The sequence below is a fragment of the Streptomyces cahuitamycinicus genome, assembly GCF_002891435.1.
Taxonomy (GTDB): Bacteria; Actinomycetota; Actinomycetes; order Streptomycetales; family Streptomycetaceae; genus Streptomyces; species Streptomyces cahuitamycinicus.
On sequence record NZ_POUC01000009.1, the window covers coordinates 1 to 17,176 of the forward strand.

The 17,176-nt window shown below is 72.1% G+C and carries 14 protein-coding genes and 2 pseudogenes; 11 read left to right on the forward strand and 5 right to left on the reverse strand.

What is annotated here, in order from left to right:
• Window positions 1–84 precede the first annotated feature (84 nt).
• On the reverse strand, window positions 85–702 hold the full coding sequence (locus C1J00_RS02385) for an NADPH-dependent FMN reductase (RefSeq protein ID WP_102907361.1): 618 nt from the start codon (window positions 700–702) through the stop codon (window positions 85–87).
• A 268-nt stretch (window positions 703–970) separates the two neighbouring features.
• Between C1J00_RS02385 and C1J00_RS02390 the strand changes: the two genes are divergently transcribed.
• Together C1J00_RS02390 and C1J00_RS02395 are read left to right on the forward strand one after the other, a co-directional pair.
• Window positions 971–1,492, forward strand: coding sequence for a GVDTG sorting domain-containing protein (locus C1J00_RS02390; RefSeq protein ID WP_102907362.1), 522 nt, complete (start codon window positions 971–973; stop codon window positions 1,490–1,492).
• A 112-nt stretch (window positions 1,493–1,604) separates the two neighbouring features.
• A complete protein-coding gene (locus C1J00_RS02395; protein WP_102907363.1) occupies window positions 1,605–2,264 on the forward strand; it encodes a class F sortase in 660 nt (219 codons plus the stop codon).
• On the opposite strand, the gene C1J00_RS02400 is transcribed toward C1J00_RS02395, so the two are convergent.
• On the reverse strand, window positions 2,202–2,594 hold the full coding sequence (locus C1J00_RS02400; protein WP_102907364.1) for a winged helix-turn-helix transcriptional regulator: 393 nt from the start codon (window positions 2,592–2,594) through the stop codon (window positions 2,202–2,204). The two genes, C1J00_RS02395 and C1J00_RS02400, sit on opposite strands and share 63 nt — an antisense overlap.
• A 106-nt stretch (window positions 2,595–2,700) precedes the next feature.
• On the opposite strand from C1J00_RS02400, the gene C1J00_RS02405 reads away from it, so the two are divergent.
• The 4 genes from C1J00_RS02405 to nirD all read left to right on the forward strand — a co-directional run bounded on the left by C1J00_RS02405 (window position 2,701) and on the right by nirD (window position 8,103).
• Window positions 2,701–3,615 carry an NAD(P)-dependent oxidoreductase gene (locus C1J00_RS02405; RefSeq protein WP_102907365.1) on the forward strand — a complete coding sequence of 305 codons (915 nt, stop codon included), beginning with the start codon at window positions 2,701–2,703 and terminating at the stop codon, window positions 3,613–3,615.
• Between the two features lie 311 nt (window positions 3,616–3,926).
• On the forward strand, window positions 3,927–5,144 hold the full coding sequence (locus C1J00_RS02410) for an NAD(P)/FAD-dependent oxidoreductase (RefSeq protein WP_102907366.1): 1,218 nt from the start codon (window positions 3,927–3,929) through the stop codon (window positions 5,142–5,144).
• Window positions 5,144–7,756 carry a nitrite reductase large subunit NirB gene (gene nirB, locus C1J00_RS02415; protein ID WP_102907367.1) on the forward strand — a complete coding sequence of 871 codons (2,613 nt, stop codon included), beginning with the start codon at window positions 5,144–5,146 and terminating at the stop codon, window positions 7,754–7,756. The genes C1J00_RS02410 and nirB overlap by 1 nt, the downstream gene beginning before the upstream one ends.
• Window positions 7,753–8,103 (forward strand): nitrite reductase small subunit NirD, encoded by a 351-nt coding sequence (gene nirD, locus C1J00_RS02420; protein WP_102907368.1) that lies wholly within the window; start codon window positions 7,753–7,755, stop codon window positions 8,101–8,103. The genes nirB and nirD overlap by 4 nt, the downstream gene beginning before the upstream one ends.
• A 141-nt stretch (window positions 8,104–8,244) precedes the next feature.
• Here nirD and C1J00_RS02425 read toward each other — a convergent pair whose 3' ends face one another.
• The gene (locus C1J00_RS02425) at window positions 8,245–9,537 is read right to left on the reverse strand and encodes a helix-turn-helix domain-containing protein (protein ID WP_245936152.1); all 1,293 of its coding nucleotides are present in this window, start codon (window positions 9,535–9,537) and stop codon (window positions 8,245–8,247) included.
• A gap of 232 nt (window positions 9,538–9,769) precedes the next feature.
• Here C1J00_RS02425 and C1J00_RS02430 point away from each other — a divergent pair, with 232 nt between their 5' ends.
• The 4 genes from C1J00_RS02430 (at window position 9,770) to C1J00_RS02450 (ending at window position 13,058) form a co-directional block, all read left to right on the forward strand.
• On the forward strand, window positions 9,770–10,207 hold the full coding sequence (locus tag C1J00_RS02430; protein ID WP_102907370.1) for a peptidase inhibitor family I36 protein: 438 nt from the start codon (window positions 9,770–9,772) through the stop codon (window positions 10,205–10,207).
• Window positions 10,208–10,676: 469 nt separating this feature from the next.
• Window positions 10,677–11,834 (forward strand): alkaline phosphatase PhoX, encoded by a 1,158-nt coding sequence (locus C1J00_RS02440; protein WP_102907372.1) that lies wholly within the window; start codon window positions 10,677–10,679, stop codon window positions 11,832–11,834.
• Between the two features lie 109 nt (window positions 11,835–11,943).
• Entirely contained in the window at window positions 11,944–12,447 is a 504-nt protein-coding gene (locus tag C1J00_RS02445) for an excalibur calcium-binding domain-containing protein (RefSeq protein ID WP_245936153.1), read from the forward strand.
• 92 nt (window positions 12,448–12,539) lie between these two features.
• Window positions 12,540–13,058 carry an NUDIX hydrolase gene (locus tag C1J00_RS02450; RefSeq protein ID WP_102907374.1) on the forward strand — a complete coding sequence of 173 codons (519 nt, stop codon included), beginning with the start codon at window positions 12,540–12,542 and terminating at the stop codon, window positions 13,056–13,058.
• Window positions 13,059–13,259: 201 nt separating this feature from the next.
• Here C1J00_RS02450 and ppdK read toward each other — a convergent pair whose 3' ends face one another.
• Both ppdK and C1J00_RS02460 read right to left on the reverse strand, forming a co-directional pair.
• A complete protein-coding gene (gene ppdK, locus C1J00_RS02455; protein ID WP_439333375.1) occupies window positions 13,260–16,007 on the reverse strand; it encodes a pyruvate, phosphate dikinase in 2,748 nt (915 codons plus the stop codon).
• A 406-nt stretch (window positions 16,008–16,413) separates the two neighbouring features.
• Window positions 16,414–16,785 (reverse strand): annotated as a pseudogene (locus C1J00_RS02460) (ROK family protein); the annotation flags it as partial.
• A gap of 5 nt (window positions 16,786–16,790) precedes the next feature.
• On the opposite strand from C1J00_RS02460, the pseudogene C1J00_RS46310 reads away from it, so the two are divergent.
• Window positions 16,791–17,042 (forward strand): annotated as a pseudogene (locus tag C1J00_RS46310) (glycogen debranching N-terminal domain-containing protein); the annotation flags it as partial.
• Window positions 17,043–17,176 lie beyond the last annotated feature (134 nt).

Sequence of the window (17,176 nt, forward strand, 5' to 3'; positions counted from 1 at the left end):
GGTGTGAGGGGTTCGGGGTGAGCGGGCCCGGGCCCGCTCACCCCGGCCCGTCCGGCGTGAGGTTCGGGTACGGCTGAGGCCGGCTCAGCCCCCGTACGGTCGCCTCTCCCTGGCCTCCCGCAACGCCCGGCCCCACCACACCAGTTGGTCCAGCATGGCCTTCGCCGCCGCGTCCGGCCCGGACGGGTCGCGCAAGGCGCCCTGGTCGTCGAAGGAGGCGCCGGCGTTGTGGAAGGAGACGGTGTCGCGGACCGTCACGGCGTGGAGCTCCGCGAAGACCTGACGTAGATGCTCCGCGGCGCGCAGGCCACCGGCCAGACCGCCGTAGGAGACGAGCCCGACGGGCTTGGCCTGCCATTCGGTGAAGTGCCAGTCGACGAGGTTCTTCAGGCCCGCCGGGAAGGAGTGGTTGTACTCGGGGGTCAGGACCACGAACGCGTCGGCACGGGCCAACTTCGGTGTGATGCCGGACAGCGCGGCGGTCGCCTCCGGGGTCGGTTCGAGGGACATGGGCAGCGCGGCCCCGGCGACGTCCACGACCTCGGCGACCAGGTCGTCCCGGTCCCGGATGCGGCCGAGGAGCCAGTCGGCGACGACGGGGCCGAAGCGGCCGTGCCGGTTGCTGCCCACGACGAGGGTCAGCCGGAGCGGGTCGGGGGCGGTCCGGGGCAGGGCGGCCGGATCGGTAGCGGTTGTCTTCATGCCGCACAGCCTCGTACCTCAACCAAACCTGAGGTCAAGCGTCGGCCGCGCACACCCGGGTCACCCGTTCACACGCGCGCTCCACGCTTTTCCGCACCTCGTCCGCCGGATGCCCGTGACCTGCCGAAACGGCCGTCGACGGCACCCGGTTCACCCACGCCTGACACCCATTCACCACAATCCTGACGCTCCTTCAGCAAGCGCGGTCGTCCAGCTGCCCGTTACCTCGGAAGGGCAGGCGCAGACCGAACCGCTCGAAGGAGCACCGATGCGACGTACCACCCCGCCGCTGACCGGTACCGCGCTCGCCGTCGCCGCCGCGGCCCTCGCCGCCGCCCCCGCGTACGGCGTGTCCGCCGGTGGGCTGGAGATGTCCCCGGCCTCGGTCGTGCCCGGCGGGCAGGTCACGGTACGCACGGCAGCCTGCGGCGACGGCGGCTCGGCGACGGGTGACGCCGGCGCGGTCGGGGCCGGTTCCCTCAGCCTGGCGCCGGACGCGCACGGGCCGGACGCGACCGGGCGGTTCCGGGTGCCGCCGAGCGCGCAGCCGGGAACGTACGAGATCACCGCGACCTGCACCGGGAGCGGCCGGCGGATCACCGGGGACCTGGTGGTCACGCTGACGCCGGTGCGCGAACAGGCCCATCCCCGGGGCAGTGTGAAGACGGGGGTCGGCGGCGCTCTGGGCCCCGACCCCGTGCAGACCGCGGCCGGTGTGGCGGCTCTCGCCGTCGCCGCCGCGGGCGGTACCTGGCTCCTGCATCGCCGGGCGAGAGGCGACGGGATCTGACGGACACCCTCCGCTGTCCGTCGCCGGTACCGCATGTCCCCTCCCCCTCCGGGTCGGACGCCCCTCGCGGCCCGGAGGGGGGCACGGGACCGGGCATCAGAAAAGGGTGGGTATGCGCAGGTTCCCCAGGATCGGCAGCGGCTTCCGCGATCCCGCGAACGCCGCCATGGCCGCCGTCACGGTGTTCGCCCTGTGCTCCGGGGTGTGGCTGCTGCGCGACGGCGCCGGGACGCACGCCCCGCCGCAGCCGTCCGCCGCGCAGGCCCGGGCCGGGCTGGACGGCCGGGCCGGTGAGCCGCCCGCCGTGCCCGCGCTGCCGCCCTCGCCGCCCGACCGCATCCGCATCCCGGCGATCCGGGTGAACGCGCCGCTGACCGGGCTGGGCCTGACGAAGACCGGCAGTCTCGACGTACCGCCCGCCGCGGAGAAGAACCTCGCCGGCTGGTACGAGGCCGGCACGACCCCCGGAGAGCGGGGCACGGCGATCGTCGCCGGACACGTCGACAACGCCGACGGCCCCGCCGTGTTCTACGACCTCGGCGCCCTGGCCAGGGGCAGCACGATCGAGGTGGACCGGCGGGACGGCAGGGTCGCGGTGTTCACCGTGGACGCCGTCGAGGTCCACGCCGCGAAGGACTTCCCCGACGAGAAGGTCTACGGCGCGGCCCGCCGCCCCGAGTTGCGGGTCATCACCTGCGGCGGCACCTACTCACGCGGCACCGGATACCAGGGGAACGTCGTCGTCTTCGCGCATCTGACCGGGAGCCGGTGACACGCCCAGGACGTTGGCCCTCCCCCACGCCCCCAGTGGTTCCAGTGCCTCGTTCAGGGACACGCCCCGGGGCGTCAGCGAGTACTCCACACGCGGCGGCACCTCGTCATACGCCTCACGGTGCACCAGGCCGTCGCCCTCCATCTCCCTGAGGTGCGAGGCGAGCACCTTCTCGGTGACGCCCGGCAGCTCCCGGCGCAGCTCGCCGAAGCGGCGGGGCCGCTCGTTCAGCGCCCAGAGGATCAGCACCTTCCACTTGCCGCCGATCAGGTCCATCGCCGCGTCGATCCCGCAGACGTACGCACCCGGCCGCCGTCCCGTCGTCCCCATGCCCGGTCTCCTCCCCTTCGCTGCCTGGACCCTTCCCCCCGGGGTAACCACCCACTCCAAAGTACGTACTTGAGCAGGCGCTCCCCCTGCGACGAGCCTAAGCGCCATGACCGACAACCCAGTTGCTCCCCGTACCCCTCGTACCCCTCTCACTCTTCTCGGCACCGGTGCAATGGGCACCGCCCTCGCCCGGGCCTGGCTCGCCGCCGGGCACGAGGTGACCATCTGGAACCGCACGCCCGCCCGCGCGGAGGCCCTCGCCGCCGAGGGCGCCGTCGTCGCCCGGAGCGCCGCCGAGGCCGTGGCCGCGAACCGGCTCGTCATCGTCTGCCTGCTCGACGACGCCTCCGTGGGCGACGCCCTCGACGGGACCGCTCTCGCCGGGCGGGATCTGGTGAACCTGACCACCGGCACCCCCGGCGAGGGCCGGACGCGCGCCGCCTGGGCCGAGGCGCGCGGCGCGCGCTTCCTGGACGCCGGGATCATGGCCGTCCCGCCGATGATCGGCGTCCCGGACTCCGGCGGTTACGTCCTCTACAGCGGCTCACCAGAGCTGTTCGAGGAGCACCGCGACACCCTCGCCGTCCCGGCCGGCCCCCGCTACGTCGGAGCCGACCCCGGGTTCGCCGCCCTCTACGACGTGGCCCTGCTGAGCGCGATGAGCGGCATGTTCGCGGGCATCACCCACGCCTTCGCGCTGATCCGCCCGGACGACATCACGCCCAAGGACTTCGCGCCACTGCTCGCGGACTGGCTCACCGCGATGGCCCCGGCCGTGCACCAGAGCGCCGACCAGATCCAGAGCGGCGACTACACCCGGAACGTCGTCTCCAACCTCGCGATGCAAGTCGCGGGCAACGCCACCCTGCTGCGCACGGCCGGGGAGCAGCGGGTCAGCCCGGAGCTGCTGACGCCGTACATGAAGCTGATGGAGCGCAGGCTCGCGCAGGGCCACGGGGAGGAGGACGGCACGGGGATGATCGAGCTGCTGGCCCTGCGAGCGAACAACGACAGACCTTAGCCAGGCGATCCACTGCTCGTACGCCAGACGGATTGAAGACGGCCATCGGGGCGGCCGGCTGCCACAGGACCGCGCCCTGCCAGGCGAAGGTCGCGAGGGCGCAGAGCAGGACGATCACGGTCAGCGATATGCCGGGCATGGTCGCGACCCTATGCGGGACCGGTGCGAGGCCGGTGCGGCGCTGCTCACAGCCGCCGCCGGCGAACGTCGGGAACCCTCACATCCACCACCCCTGCCCGCTGAGGGCAGCGTTCCCCGCGGGAAACAGAGGTGATGCTGCCGGGTAACACCGGCACCGCACGCTCAAGTGCATGACCTCGAATGAGCGTGTGGTGGTGATCGGCACCGGCCTGGCGGGCGTACGGCTCGCCCGGCGGCTCGGTGAGCTCGGCACGCCCGCACTGCTGATCGGCGAGGAGGAGCACCGGCCGTACAACCGGGTGCTGCTCGCCGAGGTGCTGGCCGGACGGTACAGCCCCGAGGTGATCGCCCTGCCGGCGCCCGCGCGGGTCAGGCGCGGCCGGATCTCCGGCATCGACCGCGCGGGGCGGACCGTCGCCTGTGCGGACGGGTCCGTGATCGCATACGACCGCCTCGTCCTCGCCACCGGCTCCAACCCGGTGCTGCCGCCGCTGCGCGGCCTGTTCACCGAGGACCGTGAACTGCCCGAGGGCATCCACGCGTTCCGCACCATGGACGACTGCCTGGGCCTGTCCAAGGCGGTCCGCCCGGGGGCGAAGGCGGTCGTCATCGGCGGCGGGCTCCTCGGAGTCTCCGCCGCCCGGGCACTCGCCCGGCGCGGCGCCCAGGTCGTGCTCGCCCAGCAGTCCGAGCGGCTGATGGAGCGCCAGCTCGACCCGGCCGCCTCCAAGCTCGTCAAGCGGCACCTGACCGACCTGGGCGTGGAGGTGCACACCGAGTGCCGCGTCCGGGACGTGCGCTGCGTCGGCGGCGCCGTGCGCTCCGTGGAGATGGCCGACGGATACGCGCTCGACGCCGATCTCGTGGTCATCGCCTGCGGTGTGCACCCGCGGGTGGGCCTCGCCAAGACGGCCGGTCTCGACGTCCGCAAGGGCGTCGTCGTCGACGACGAGCTGCGCACCTCCGACCCGTACATCCACGCGATCGGCGACTGCGCCCAGCACGACGGCGTCCTGTACGGCCTCGCCACTCCCGCGCTCGAACAGGCCGACGCGCTCGCGGAGCTGCTCGCCGGTGACGCGAACGCCCGCTACACCGGCACCCGTTCCCTGACCCGGCTGACGCTGAACGGGCACGACAGCCCCTTCGACCTCGCCGCGTTCGGTGAGACCGAGGCGCTCCCGGGCGACGACGTCGTCCAGCTCACCGATGCCACCCGCGGCACCTACCGCAAGGTCGTCGTCCGCGACGACCGCCTGGTCGGCGGGGTCCTCGTCGGCGAACTCGGCACCGTCGGCGCGCTCGCCCGCGCCTGGGAGGGAGCAGAGCCGCTCCCCTCCGACGGCGGCCCGCTGCTCCACCTGCTCACCAACGATGGAGGCTCCTGATGACCGCCACCCCGGAGGCCACGGAGGCCACCCCCACGATCGTGCTCGTCGGCCACGGCATGGTCGGCCAGCGCTTCCTCGAGGCGCTCGCCGAGCGCGGCCTGACCGCCACGCACCGCGTGGTCGTGCTCTGCGAGGAGCCTCGTCCGGCCTACGACCGTGTGGCGCTCACGTCGTACTTCTCGGGGAAGACTCCCGAGGACCTGTCCATGACGGACATGGAGTTCATCGAGACGCACGGCATCGAGCTGTATGTCGGTGACCCGGCGATCGCCGTCGACCGCGAGGCCCGCAAGGTCACCGCCAGGTCCGGCGAGGTCTTCGACTACGACGTCCTCGTCCTGGCCACCGGCTCCTACCCGTTCGTCCCGCCGGTCCCGGGCAAGGACGCCGAGGGCTGTTTCGTCTACCGCACCATCGAGGACCTGCTCGCGATCGAGGAGTACGCCAAGAACGCGACGACGGGTGCCGTGGTCGGCGGCGGTCTGCTCGGCCTGGAGGCGGCCGGGGCCCTCAAGGGTCTCGGACTCACCTCCCACATCGTGGAGTTCGCGCCCCGGCTGATGCCCGTCCAGGTGGACGACGGCGGCGGCGCCGCACTGCTGCGCACCATCGAGGAGATGGGCCTGAGCGTCCACACGGGCGTCGGCACGCAGGAGATCGTCGTGGGCGAGGACGGCGCCGTGACCGGCATGAAGCTGTCCGACGGCTCCGAACTCGCCGCCGACCTGGTGGTGTTCTCCGCCGGTGTCCGCCCCCGCGACCAGCTGGCCCGCGACTGCGGTCTGACGGTCGGCGAGCGCGGCGGCATCACGGTCGACGAGCAGTGCCGTACGGTCGCCGACCCGCACGTCTTCGCGATCGGCGAGTGCGCGCTGGCCTCCGACGGCCGGGTGTACGGCCTGGTGGCGCCTGGCTACGAGCAGGCGGAGACGGCGGCGGCCACGATCGCCTCGGACGAGGCGTCCTTCACCGGTGCCGACCTGTCCACCAAGCTGAAGCTGCTCGGCGTGGACGTGGCGTCCTTCGGCGACGCGCACGGCACCGCCGAGGACTGCCTGGACGTCGTCTACTCCGACTCCCGCGCGGGCCTGTACAAGAAGCTGGTCATCGGCCGCGACGGCACGCTGCTCGGCGGCATCCTGGTCGGAGACGCGGAGGCGTACGGCACGCTGAAGGCGTTCACCGGCTCGGTCCCGCCGGTCGCGCCCGAGTCGCTGGTGCTGCCGGCCGGCGCCGGTGAGTCCGTCCAGCTCGGCCCTTCCGCCCTGCCGGACGACGCGATCATCTGCTCCTGCCACAACGTCTCCAAGGGCGCGATCCGCGGCGCGGTCACCGACCACCAGTGCACGACCGTGCCCGAGGTGAAGAAGTGCACCAAGGCCGGCACCGGCTGCGGCTCCTGCGTCAAGGTCCTCGGCCAGCTCGTCAACGCCGAGCTGGAGGCGAGCGGCGTCGAGGTCGACAAGGGCCTGTGCGGCTGCTTCGCGCAGACCCGCGAGGAGCTGTACGAGATCGTCCGCGCCCTGCGTATCACCACCTACCAGGACCTGCTGGACCGTCACGGCCGCGAGGGGGCCCGGGGCGGTGACGGCTGCGAGGTCTGCAAGCCGGCCGTCGGCTCGATCATCGCCTCCCTCGCTCCCACGATCGGCGCGAGCGGTTACGTCCTGGACGGCGAGCAGGCGGCGCTGCAGGACACCAACGACCACTTCCTGGCCAACCTGCAGAAGAACGGCTCGTACTCGGTCGTGCCGCGGATCCCCGGCGGTGAGATCGCCCCGGAGAAGCTGATCGTGATCGGCGAGATCGCCCGCGACTTCGGCCTCTACACGAAGATCACCGGTGGCCAGCGGATCGACATGTTCGGGGCGCGCGTCGAGCAACTACCCGTGATCTGGGCCCGGCTGGTGGACGCCGGCTTCGAGTCCGGACACGCCTACGGCAAGTCGCTGCGCACGGTGAAGTCCTGCGTCGGGCAGACCTGGTGCCGCTACGGCGTCCAGGACTCGGTACGGATGGCGATCGACCTGGAGCTGCGCTACCGGGGGCTGCGCTCCCCGCACAAGCTGAAGTCGGCGGTCTCCGGCTGCCAGCGCGAGTGCGCCGAGGCCCAGTCGAAGGACTTCGGCGTGATCGCCACGGCCAACGGCTGGAACCTGTACGTCGGCGGCAACGGCGGCGCGACCCCGCGCCACGCGGACCTGCTCGCGCAGGACCTGTCGGACGCCGAACTGGTCCGTCTGATCGACCGGTTCCTGATGTTCTACATCCGCACGGCCGACCGGCTGGAGCGCACCTCGACCTGGCTGGACCGGATCCCCGGCGGCCTGGACCACGTACGGGACGTGGTCGTCCACGACTCGCTCGGCATCTGCGACGAGCTGGAGAAGCTGATGCAGGCGCACGTCGCGCACTACCGCGACGAGTGGGCCGAGACCATCAACGACCCCGAGAAGCTGTCCCGGTTCGTGTCCTTCGTGAACGCCCCGGACACCCCGGACCCGGTCGTCGCCTTCGTGCCCGAGCGCGACCAGATGAAGCCCGACCTGCCGCTGCTGTCCATCGGCATGCGACCCGCCGACGTACTGGAAGGAAGCGCCCAGCGATGACCCTGGCACTGGAGACCACCGACCTCAAGATCGAACTCGCCCTGGCAGACGACTGGTTCACGGTCTGCGAACTGAGCACGCTGCTCCCGGGCCGCGGGGTGGCCGCACTGCTGCCGGACGGCCGGCAGGCCGCGGTCTTCCGCGACCGCTCCGGCGACCTGTTCGCCATCGACAACCGCGACCCCTTCACCGGCGCGGCGGTCCTCTCCCGCGGCCTGACCGGCACCCACCAGGGCCGCCCGTTCGTCGCCTCGCCCCTGCTGAAGCAGCGCTTCGACCTGGCGTCCGGGCAGTGCCTGGACGACGAGGCGGTACGGGTGACGGCCTACAAGGTGCGGACCTCGTAGCAGCGGTTTTTGACCGAACGGTTTTTGACCGAACGGTTTTGACCGGACGTCTCGTAGCCGCGCGACCAGGGCAGCCTGAGTGCTGCCTGGAGCGCGGCGTCCCGTCCACTGAGCCGCCGGATCGTGTCCGTCGCGTACTGATCACGTCCGTTTCGGTGCCGGGGAGCGGGGTGCGTCGGCCGCGCGTTCGCAGTGCGGCCAGTCGCCGAAGTCGCGGTCCCGGCTCCACAGCTTCCGGGCCGCCTGGATGTTCCACTCCGGGTCCAGAGCCGCACGCGGCGTGCCGCCCAGTTCGCGCAGCCGGGCGTCGGAGATCTGGAACAGGCCCCAGTTCCGGGTGCCGTTGGTGTTGGGGAGGATGTGCAGCGGGTCGAGGAAGGACTGGCAGTCGGCGATGGCCACCGCCTTGTCCGGCACTTCGGGAAACACCTCCCGGACCCGCTGCCGCACCTTCTGCGGCGACCACACCCTCATCCGGACGCGCGAGGTGTACAGCGCCTTCTTGGTCGGCTCCGCGACGACCCCGTTGGGCTGCAGTCCGGCGAGCACCTGGAAGGCGGTGACCCGGCGCAGGGTCTGCGGGCCGAAGTCCCCGTCCACGCCGATGTCCGCGCCCTTGGCGTGCAGCAGACGCTGCACCTCCCGCACGCACTCGTCGTGCTCGCCCATCGCGATCACGGGCGGGCAGCCGGCCGAGAACAACGGCCGGACCTCGCCGGTACTCCGGCCGCCGGCGGCCCCGTTTCCTTCACCGTCGCCGGAGGACGACCGGCCGCTCGACAGCGCCCAGGCCGAGACCGTGACGGCGGCGAGGGCCGCCGCGACGACGACGGTGGCGCGCAGCCGGTTCCGGCGCGGCCGCCGCGCGGGCCGGGATACGGCACCGGTGCCGGTGCCGGGGGCTTGGTGCTCCGGCGCCCGGTCGTCGTCCGGGGCGAGGGCCGGGCGTTGCGCCGGGGTTCGGTCCGGGCGTTGCGCCGGGGCTGGGGCCGGGCCCTGTGCTGGAGCTGAGGCGGCCTTGGTGGGCGCGTCTGCTTCCGGTTCCCCTGCTGGTACGGCTTTTGGCTCGGCTTCCTGTGTCGCGTCCCGTGCGGCTTCCTGTGTCGCGTCCGGTTCCGTACCCCCCGCGGCCTCCGACACGGCTCCCCGTTCCGCCGCCCCGGCCTCCGCACCGGCCGCGGCGGCACGCGCCGCGTCCGCAAGTGCCCACAGGCGGTGCAGGGTGCGCAGTTCGTCCGGGGCCGCGCCGCAGACCGTGGCCAGCCGGTGCACGCTGCCGTAGTCCTGGGGCACCGACGTGCCCCGGCAGTAGCGGTGCAGTGTCGAGCCGGCCAGTCCGGACTTCCTGGCGAGAGCCTCGTAACTCAGGCCGGACCGGCTCTTCAACGAACGCAACAGCGCGGCGAACCGCTCCGTTTCCGGGCATGCGGACAAGGCCCTTCCCCCCTCGGAATCCCCACAGGACGCTGGTCGGGCGTCTCTGCCGACACTGTGCCACCAAAGGCGTCCCATGGCCGTCCCAACGGTTCCGGAACGCGCCAGGTGCGCGCTCTCCCGGCATCCCGGCGTCCCAGCGGGCCCCGCAGTCCTTGCCCGGCCCGGTCATGCCTTGCCAGCGTCGGGCCGTCCGCACCACCGTCCCCAGATCTCCGAGGAGACCAGGCCCATGCGCCTTTCCGTACGCCGGAACTCTCGTGCGAACCCGCTGCTCGCCGTGCTCGCCGTCAGCGCCGCCGCCGTCACCGCCCTTGCCGTGCCGAGCTCCGCTTCGGCGGCACCGGCCGCTCCGGCCGCTCCGGCCGCGGTGGACTGCGCGTCCGGGCACATCTGCTTCTGGACCGGCGCCAACTTCACCGGCAGCAAGTGCTCCTGGGACGTGGCCGACCCCGACTGGCAGAGTGGTTCCATTCGGTGCTCCTGGGCCGCCACGACCAACGTGAAGTCGGTGTGGAACGCCGGCACCAGCTCCTCCAGCGGTGTCGCGTACTACCGGGGCGCCAACTACTCCGACCGTGTCGGCTGCACCCGGCAGCAGCACGGCGGCAACCTGGCCGGCACCTACAAGGTCCGCTCCCACCGGTGGATCTCGGGCAGCTGCGGCTGACCCTGCCCCGGTACGGACGCGGTGGCGTGCACGCCTGCTCGGGCGTGCACGCCACCGCGGCATGTCCCGCATGAGCGGGTCAGCCCACGAGGGGCGTACGCGCCTGCTCCTCCGGGAGGGGTCGGGCGCCGGGGTAGAACCACTCGGCGTCGGCGGTGGGCCAGGGAGACGGTGCGACCGGCGGCCTGGACGTGGTGATCCGGCTGCCGTCCGCGCGATCGCCGGGCGGGGGTGGCCCCGGCCTGGGCGGCGACCGCCCGAGGAGTCCGGGACGGGAGGCTCCGGCGTTGCCGGCGCAGGGGTGTCCGCCGTCCGCCGCAGGACAGGCGGCACACAGCGTGCCGCCCCGCGGCCACGAGTTGGCCATGCGCCGTCAACCCGGCCCCCTTAGCGTCCTTTCCGCCTCCCCCCACGCACGACCCCTGCCGTCGACCGACGGCGGGGCGGTACGGCACCCCTTGGAGTGAGAGTGGAACGTCGTAGCCTCCTGCGTGCGGCCGTCCTCGGCGGCACCTCGGCCGCCCTGGGCGGAACCCTGTGGCGCGGCGCCGCGTACGCGGCCCCGGCCCAGCCCGGCACCGGCCCCTACGGGCCGCTGGGCGCCCCGGACGCCAACGGCATCAGACTCCCCAGCGGCTTCACCAGCCGGGTGATCGCCCGGTCGGGCCAGCGGGTCGGAACCACGTCGTACACCTGGCACAACGCCCCGGACGGCGGCGCCTGTTACGCCGACGGCACGGGCTGGATCTATGTCTCCAACTCCGAAATCAACCCGTCGGGCGGCGCGGGCGCGGTGAGATTCTCCTCGACGGGCGCAATCACCGGCGCGTACCGCATCCTCTCCGGCACCCGCCAGAACTGCGCGGGCGGCAAGACGCCGTGGAACACCTGGCTGTCCTGCGAGGAGGTGGACCGGGGGTACGTCTACGAGACGGACCCGTGGGGCGCGAAGGCGGCGGTGCGCCGGGACGCGATGGGCCGCTTCAAGCACGAGGCGGCGGCGGCCGACCCGGTCCGCCGGGTGGTCTACCTGACGGAGGACGTGACCGACGGCTGCTTCTACCGCTTCCGCCCGACGACCTGGGGCGACCTCTCCTCCGGCACGCTGGAGGTCCTGGTCGCGGGCAGCGGCACGAACGGCCCCGTCACCTGGGCCCGGGTCCCCGACCCCTCCGGCGCGACCGCCACCCGCAGCCAGGTCTCCGGCGCCAAGCGCTTCAACGGCGGCGAGGGCTGTTACTACGCGAACGACACCTGCTGGTTCACCACGAAGGGCGACAACCGCGTCTGGCAGTACAACGCCGCCGCCCAGACCATCGAACTCGCCTACGACGACTCCCTGGTGACGAGCGGCACGGCCCCCCTCACGGGCGTCGACAACGTCACCGGCTCCGCCTCCGGCGACCTCTTCGTCGCCGAGGACGGCGGCACCATGGACATCTGCGTCATCACACCGGCCGACGTCGTGACCCCCTTCCTCCGCATCGACGGCCAGTCCGGCTCGGAGATCACCGGCCCGGCCTTCTCCCCGGACGGCACCCGCCTCTACTTCTCCAGCCAGCGCGGCACCAGCGGCAGCTCCTCGGGCGGCATCACGTACGAGGTGACGGGCCCGTTCCGCTCGTAGCCACCCGGTCCGCCTTCACACGACCATCACGAATTGGTCACCTCTCCCCCACGTCGGGCCGCCCGGCCCTACGGTCATCCCCTCACGTACCGGCCCCGGGGGGATGACCATGACCAATCCGTACACCGGCCCGCACAAAAGCCCGTACCCCGCTCCGCCCGCGCCGCAGCCAGGCAGACCGGCGCCCCGCTGGGCCCGGAAGCGCTACGTGCTGCCCGCGCTCGGCCTGGCCCTGTTCCTCGGCATCGGCATGGGCGCGAGCGGCGGGGAGACCGGGAGCGACGCGAAGCCCGCGGCCGCCGAGCCGCAGCCGGCCGTCACGGTCACCACCACGGCCACCGCCACCGCGACGCCGCTCGCCGAGGAGCCGGAGCCCGCTCCCACCGTCACCGCCACCAAGACCGTCAAGGTCACCACCACGGTCACCGCTCAGCCGGCGGCGGGCGGCGGCTTTGACGACACCGGCTCGGAGGACGCGGGGGGCGGCGGGGACGTGTACTACGCCAACTGCAGCGCCGTCCGGGCCGCCGGTGCCGCCCCCATCCGCCGGGGTGAGCCCGGGTACGCCTCCCACCTGGACCGGGACGACGACGGGGTCGCCTGCGACACCTGAGCCGGACACGCCGGTGACCATCGGCGGGCCCGGCCGTTCCACCGTTCGGGCAGCTCGATCCGGGCTGCCCAGCCGACGGAAGGAACATCACCGTGGACACGACCGTGCCCGCCACCGACGTACAGCGCGTGCTGCCGCGTGACGAGTGGGTCAAGACACTGCCGCAGACCGTCGTCGCGTCCTGCGTCCTGCTGCTCGACGCCGAGGACCGGTTCCTGCTGCTGCGCTACGCCGACGGCCAGCCCGCCGCGGGGCTCTGGGGGCTGCCGGGCGGCATGCTCGACCACGGCGAGGACCCCGCCGGTGCCGCGCGCCGGGAGCTGCACGAGGAGACCGGCATCTGCCTGGAAGGGGACCTGCGGTTCATCGGGTACGACCACCGGGCCGATGTGCTGGGCACGGGTCCGGTGCTCGACTTCTACTTCCACGGTGGCCGGATCCCCGCCGGGCAGCCCGTCCGGCGCAGCTCGGAACATGACCACCACGGCCTCTTCGCCCTCGCCGCCTTGGAGTCGATGCCGCTGGCGACCGGCTTGCCCACCCTCACCGCACTGCTGACGGCGGCCCGGACCGGCACGGTCGTGTGCCTGCGGGAAGGGCTCCCCGGGTAAGCGGGAACGCGAGGGGGCGGCACCTCCGCACAAGGTGCCGCCCCGCTCTTCTTCGTGCTCCGGAGCCGCCGCGATCGGTGAGGGTCGGGGACCTCGACGGCTCCGGGTTCTTGAGTGGCCCCGCACGGGCAACGGATCCCAACGGTGGTCGCTGCCCTTGGACCGGACCGCCGTTCTTGAGCGGCCCCGCACGGGCCGGGTCTAACGGTGGTCGCTGCCCTGTGACTGGACCGCCGCCCGGCCCGCTTCCAGGCGGGCCACCGGGATGCGGAACGGGGAGCAGGAGACGTAGTCGAGTCCGACCTCGTGGAAGAAGTGGACCGACTCCGGGTCGCCGCCGTGCTCTCCGCAGACGCCGAGCTTGAGGTCGGGGCGGGTCTCGCGGCCGGCCTTGGCGGCCAGCTTCACCAGGGAGCCGACGCCGTCCTTGTCGATCGTCTCGAAGGGGGAGACGCCGAAGATGCCCTTCTCCAGGTACGCCGTGAAGAACGAGGCCTCGACGTCGTCCCGGGAGAAGCCCCACACCGTCTGGGTCAGGTCGTTGGTGCCGAAGGAGAAGAACTGCGCGGCCTCGGCGATCTGGCCGGCGGTGAGCGCGGCACGCGGCAGCTCGATCATCGTGCCGATGGACAGCTTCAGCTGCGCACCCGAGGCCGCCTCGACCTCGGCGATGACCTGGTCGGCCTCCTCGCGCACGATCTCCAGCTCCTGGACCGTGCCGACGAGCGGGATCATGATCTCGGCGCGCGGGTCGCCCTTGGCGGCCTTGCGCTCGGCCGCGGCCTCGGCGATGGCCCGGACCTGCATGGTGAACAGGCCGGGGATGACCAGGCCGAGACGCACACCGCGCAGACCCAGCATCGGGTTCTGCTCGTGCAGCCGGTGCACGGCCTGGAGGAGGCGCAGTTCGTTCTCGTGCGGCTCCTGGCGGGACTCGGCGAGGGCCACGCGGACGGACAGCTCGGTGATGTCCGGGAGGAACTCGTGCAGCGGCGGGTCGAGCAGGCGGACGGTGACCGGGAGGCCGTCCATCGACTCGAAGAGCTGCACGAAGTCCTGCTTCTGGAGCGGCAGCAGCTGCTTGAGGGACTCCTCGCGCTCGGCGTCGGTGTCGGCCAGGATCAGCCGCTCCACCAGTTCGCGCCGGTCGCCGAGGAACATGTGCTCGGTGCGGCACAGGCCGATGCCCTGGGCGCCGAAGCGGCGGGCGCGCAGCGCGTCCTCGGCGTTGTCGGCGTTGGCGCGCACCCGCAGGCGGCGCTTGCGGTCGGCGAAGGCCATCATGCGGTGGACGGCCTCGACCAGCTCGTCGGCGTCGTCGGCGCCCGGGTGCATGCGGCCCTCGAAGTACTCCACGACCGGGGACGGCACGACCGGTACCTCGCCGAGGTAGACCTTGCCGGAGGAGCCGTCGATGGAGACGACGTCGCCCTCCTCGACTACGTGCCCGCCCGGCACGGTCATCCGCCGGCGCTTGGTGTCGACCTCGAGCTCCTCGGCGCCGCAGACACAGGTCTTGCCCATGCCGCGCGCGACGACGGCCGCGTGGGAGGTCTTGCCGCCGCGGGAGGTCAGGATGCCCTCGGCGGCGATCATGCCGTCCAGGTCGTCGGGGTTGGTCTCACGGCGGATCAGGATGACCTTCTCGCCGGAACGGGACCACTTGACGGCCGTGTAGGAGTCGAAGACGGCCTTGCCGACGGCCGCGCCGGGGGAGGCGGCGATGCCCCGGCCGACCTGCGAGACCTTCGCGTCCTCGTCGAAGCGCGGGAACATCAGCTGCGCGAGCTGGGCGCCGTTGACCCGGGTGAGCGCCTCGGCCTCATCGATCAGGCCCTGGTCCACCAGCTGCGTCGCGATGCGGAAGGCCGCGCCCGCGGTGCGCTTGCCGACGCGGGTCTGGAGCATCCACAGCACACCGCGCTCGATGGTGAACTCGATGTCGCAGAGGTCCTTGTAGTGGTTCTCCAGCGTCTCCATGATCTGCATCAGCTGGTCGTACGACTTCTTGTCGATCGACTCCAGCTCGGCGAGCGGCACGGTGTTGCGAATGCCGGCGACGACGTCCTCGCCCTGCGCGTTCTGGAGGTAGTCGCCGTAGACGCCCTGGTGGCCGGAGGCGGGGTCGCGGGTGAAGGCGACGCCGGTGCCGGAGTCGGGGCCGAGGTTGCCGAAGACCATGGAGCAGACGTTGACGGCCGTGCCCAGGTCGTGCGGGATGCGCTCCTGGCGGCGGTACAGCTTGGCCCGGTCGGTGTTCCAGGAGTCGAAGACCGCGTGGATGGCGAGGTCCATCTGCTCGCGCGGGTCCTGCGGGAAGTCCCGGCCGGCCTCGGTCTTGACGATCTTCTTGAACTTGGTGACGAGCTTCTTGAGGTCGGCGGCCTCCAGCTCGGTGTCGACCGTGACCTTCTTGGCGGTCTTCGCCGCCTCCAGCGCGTCCTCGAACAGTTCGCCGTCGACACCCAGGACGGTCTTGCCGAACATCTGGATGAGGCGGCGGTAGGAGTCCCACGCGAACCGGTCGTCGCCGGCCTGCTTGGCCAGGCCCTGCACGGACTTGTCGGAGAGGCCGATGTTGAGGACGGTGTCCATCATGCCGGGCATGGAGAACTTGGCGCCCGAGCGCACGGAGACGAGCAGCGGGTCGTCGGCCTGGCCGAGCTTCTTGCCCATGCGGGCCTGAAGCGCGTCGAGGTGCGCACTCACCTCGTCACGCAGTGCCGCCGGCTCCTCGCCACTGTCCAGGTAGACCTTGCAGGCCTCGGTGGTGATCGTGAAGCCGGGCGGGACCGGAAGACCGAGGTTCGTCATCTCGGCGAGGTTGGCGCCCTTGCCACCGAGGAGGTCCTTGAGGTCCTTGTTGCCCTCGGTGAAGTCGTAGACGAACTTCACGCCCTCAACGCTCGCGGCCTGTTCGGCTACCGGGAGATCTTTGTTTTCCGACACGGGTCTCGACTCCTCGAGGACGCGGTGGCTGCCCTGACGGGCAGGAACATACCCAGATCAAAGGCGTCTGGGTACGTCCACTTGTGCGTCATGCGCCTGTAACCACTCGTCCGCCAGCGGATTGAAAGTCAAGGCTGGGCAAGCGATCACAGCCACATGTTTTCACTTCTTGAACGCAAGAGCCTTCCTGAAACCCTCCGAGCGCTCATGTGAGCGATGTTTCCGCACATTTGATTTCGCTCGATGAACGATCAAAGGGTGGCACTCAGTGCCACCCTTTGGAGAAGTGCAGTCGCTCACGATCCGCTCATCTGAGCGCAACCCTTATCAGGGGTGGCGAGAATCACGCTGCCACAGCCGCCGGGATTTCACCATGCGGACGCGTCACGGGGCCGCAAAACGGACGTCACACACCGAGCGCACGCAGCCGCTCCTCGACCCGCTCGGGTGCGTAGAGGTGCTCCACGACCATCGCACCGGCTCCGACCAGGGCGGCCCGCTCGCCCAGTCGTGCGGTCACCACGTCCAGGCGGGCGGTGGAGCGGGGCAGCGCCCGCTGGTACAGCAGCTCGCGCACGCCCGTCAGGAAGGGAGTTCCGGCCAGATCCCCGGCGATCATCAAGACGCCGGGGTTGAGCAGGGTCACGACGGTCGCGAGGACGTCCCCGACCCGGCGCCCGGCCTCGCGGGCGAGCCCGACCGCCTCCGGGTGCCCGGACGCCAGCAGGTCCCGCACGTCCGAGCCGGAGGCCGCCGGCACCCCCGCCTCCGCCAGCCGGAACGGCGGTCTGGCCGCACGACAACGCGCTGATCGCGCTGGGCCTGGCCCGCTACGGGCTGCACGACGAGGCCCGCGCGATCGCCCGCGGTCTGGTCGACGCGGCGGGCGCGACCGGCCACCGGCTCCCGGAGGTCATCGCGGGCTACGGCCGCGACACCCACCCGGAGCCGGTGCCGTACCCGTACGCGTGCGTGCGTGAATCCCGTTCGGCGTCGACCCCGTTGGCGCTGCTCACGGCGGTCGGCGTGGTCTGAGGGGTCCTTTCAAGGGCCCCTGCGGGCCGTAATGGGCCGCCGTTTGCCGGGTGTTCGCCGAGCGCCGGCCCGGCGGGCTGAACACACCCGAGGGACCTCCCGTACGGAACGGTGGCGGACCCGCACCCCCACGC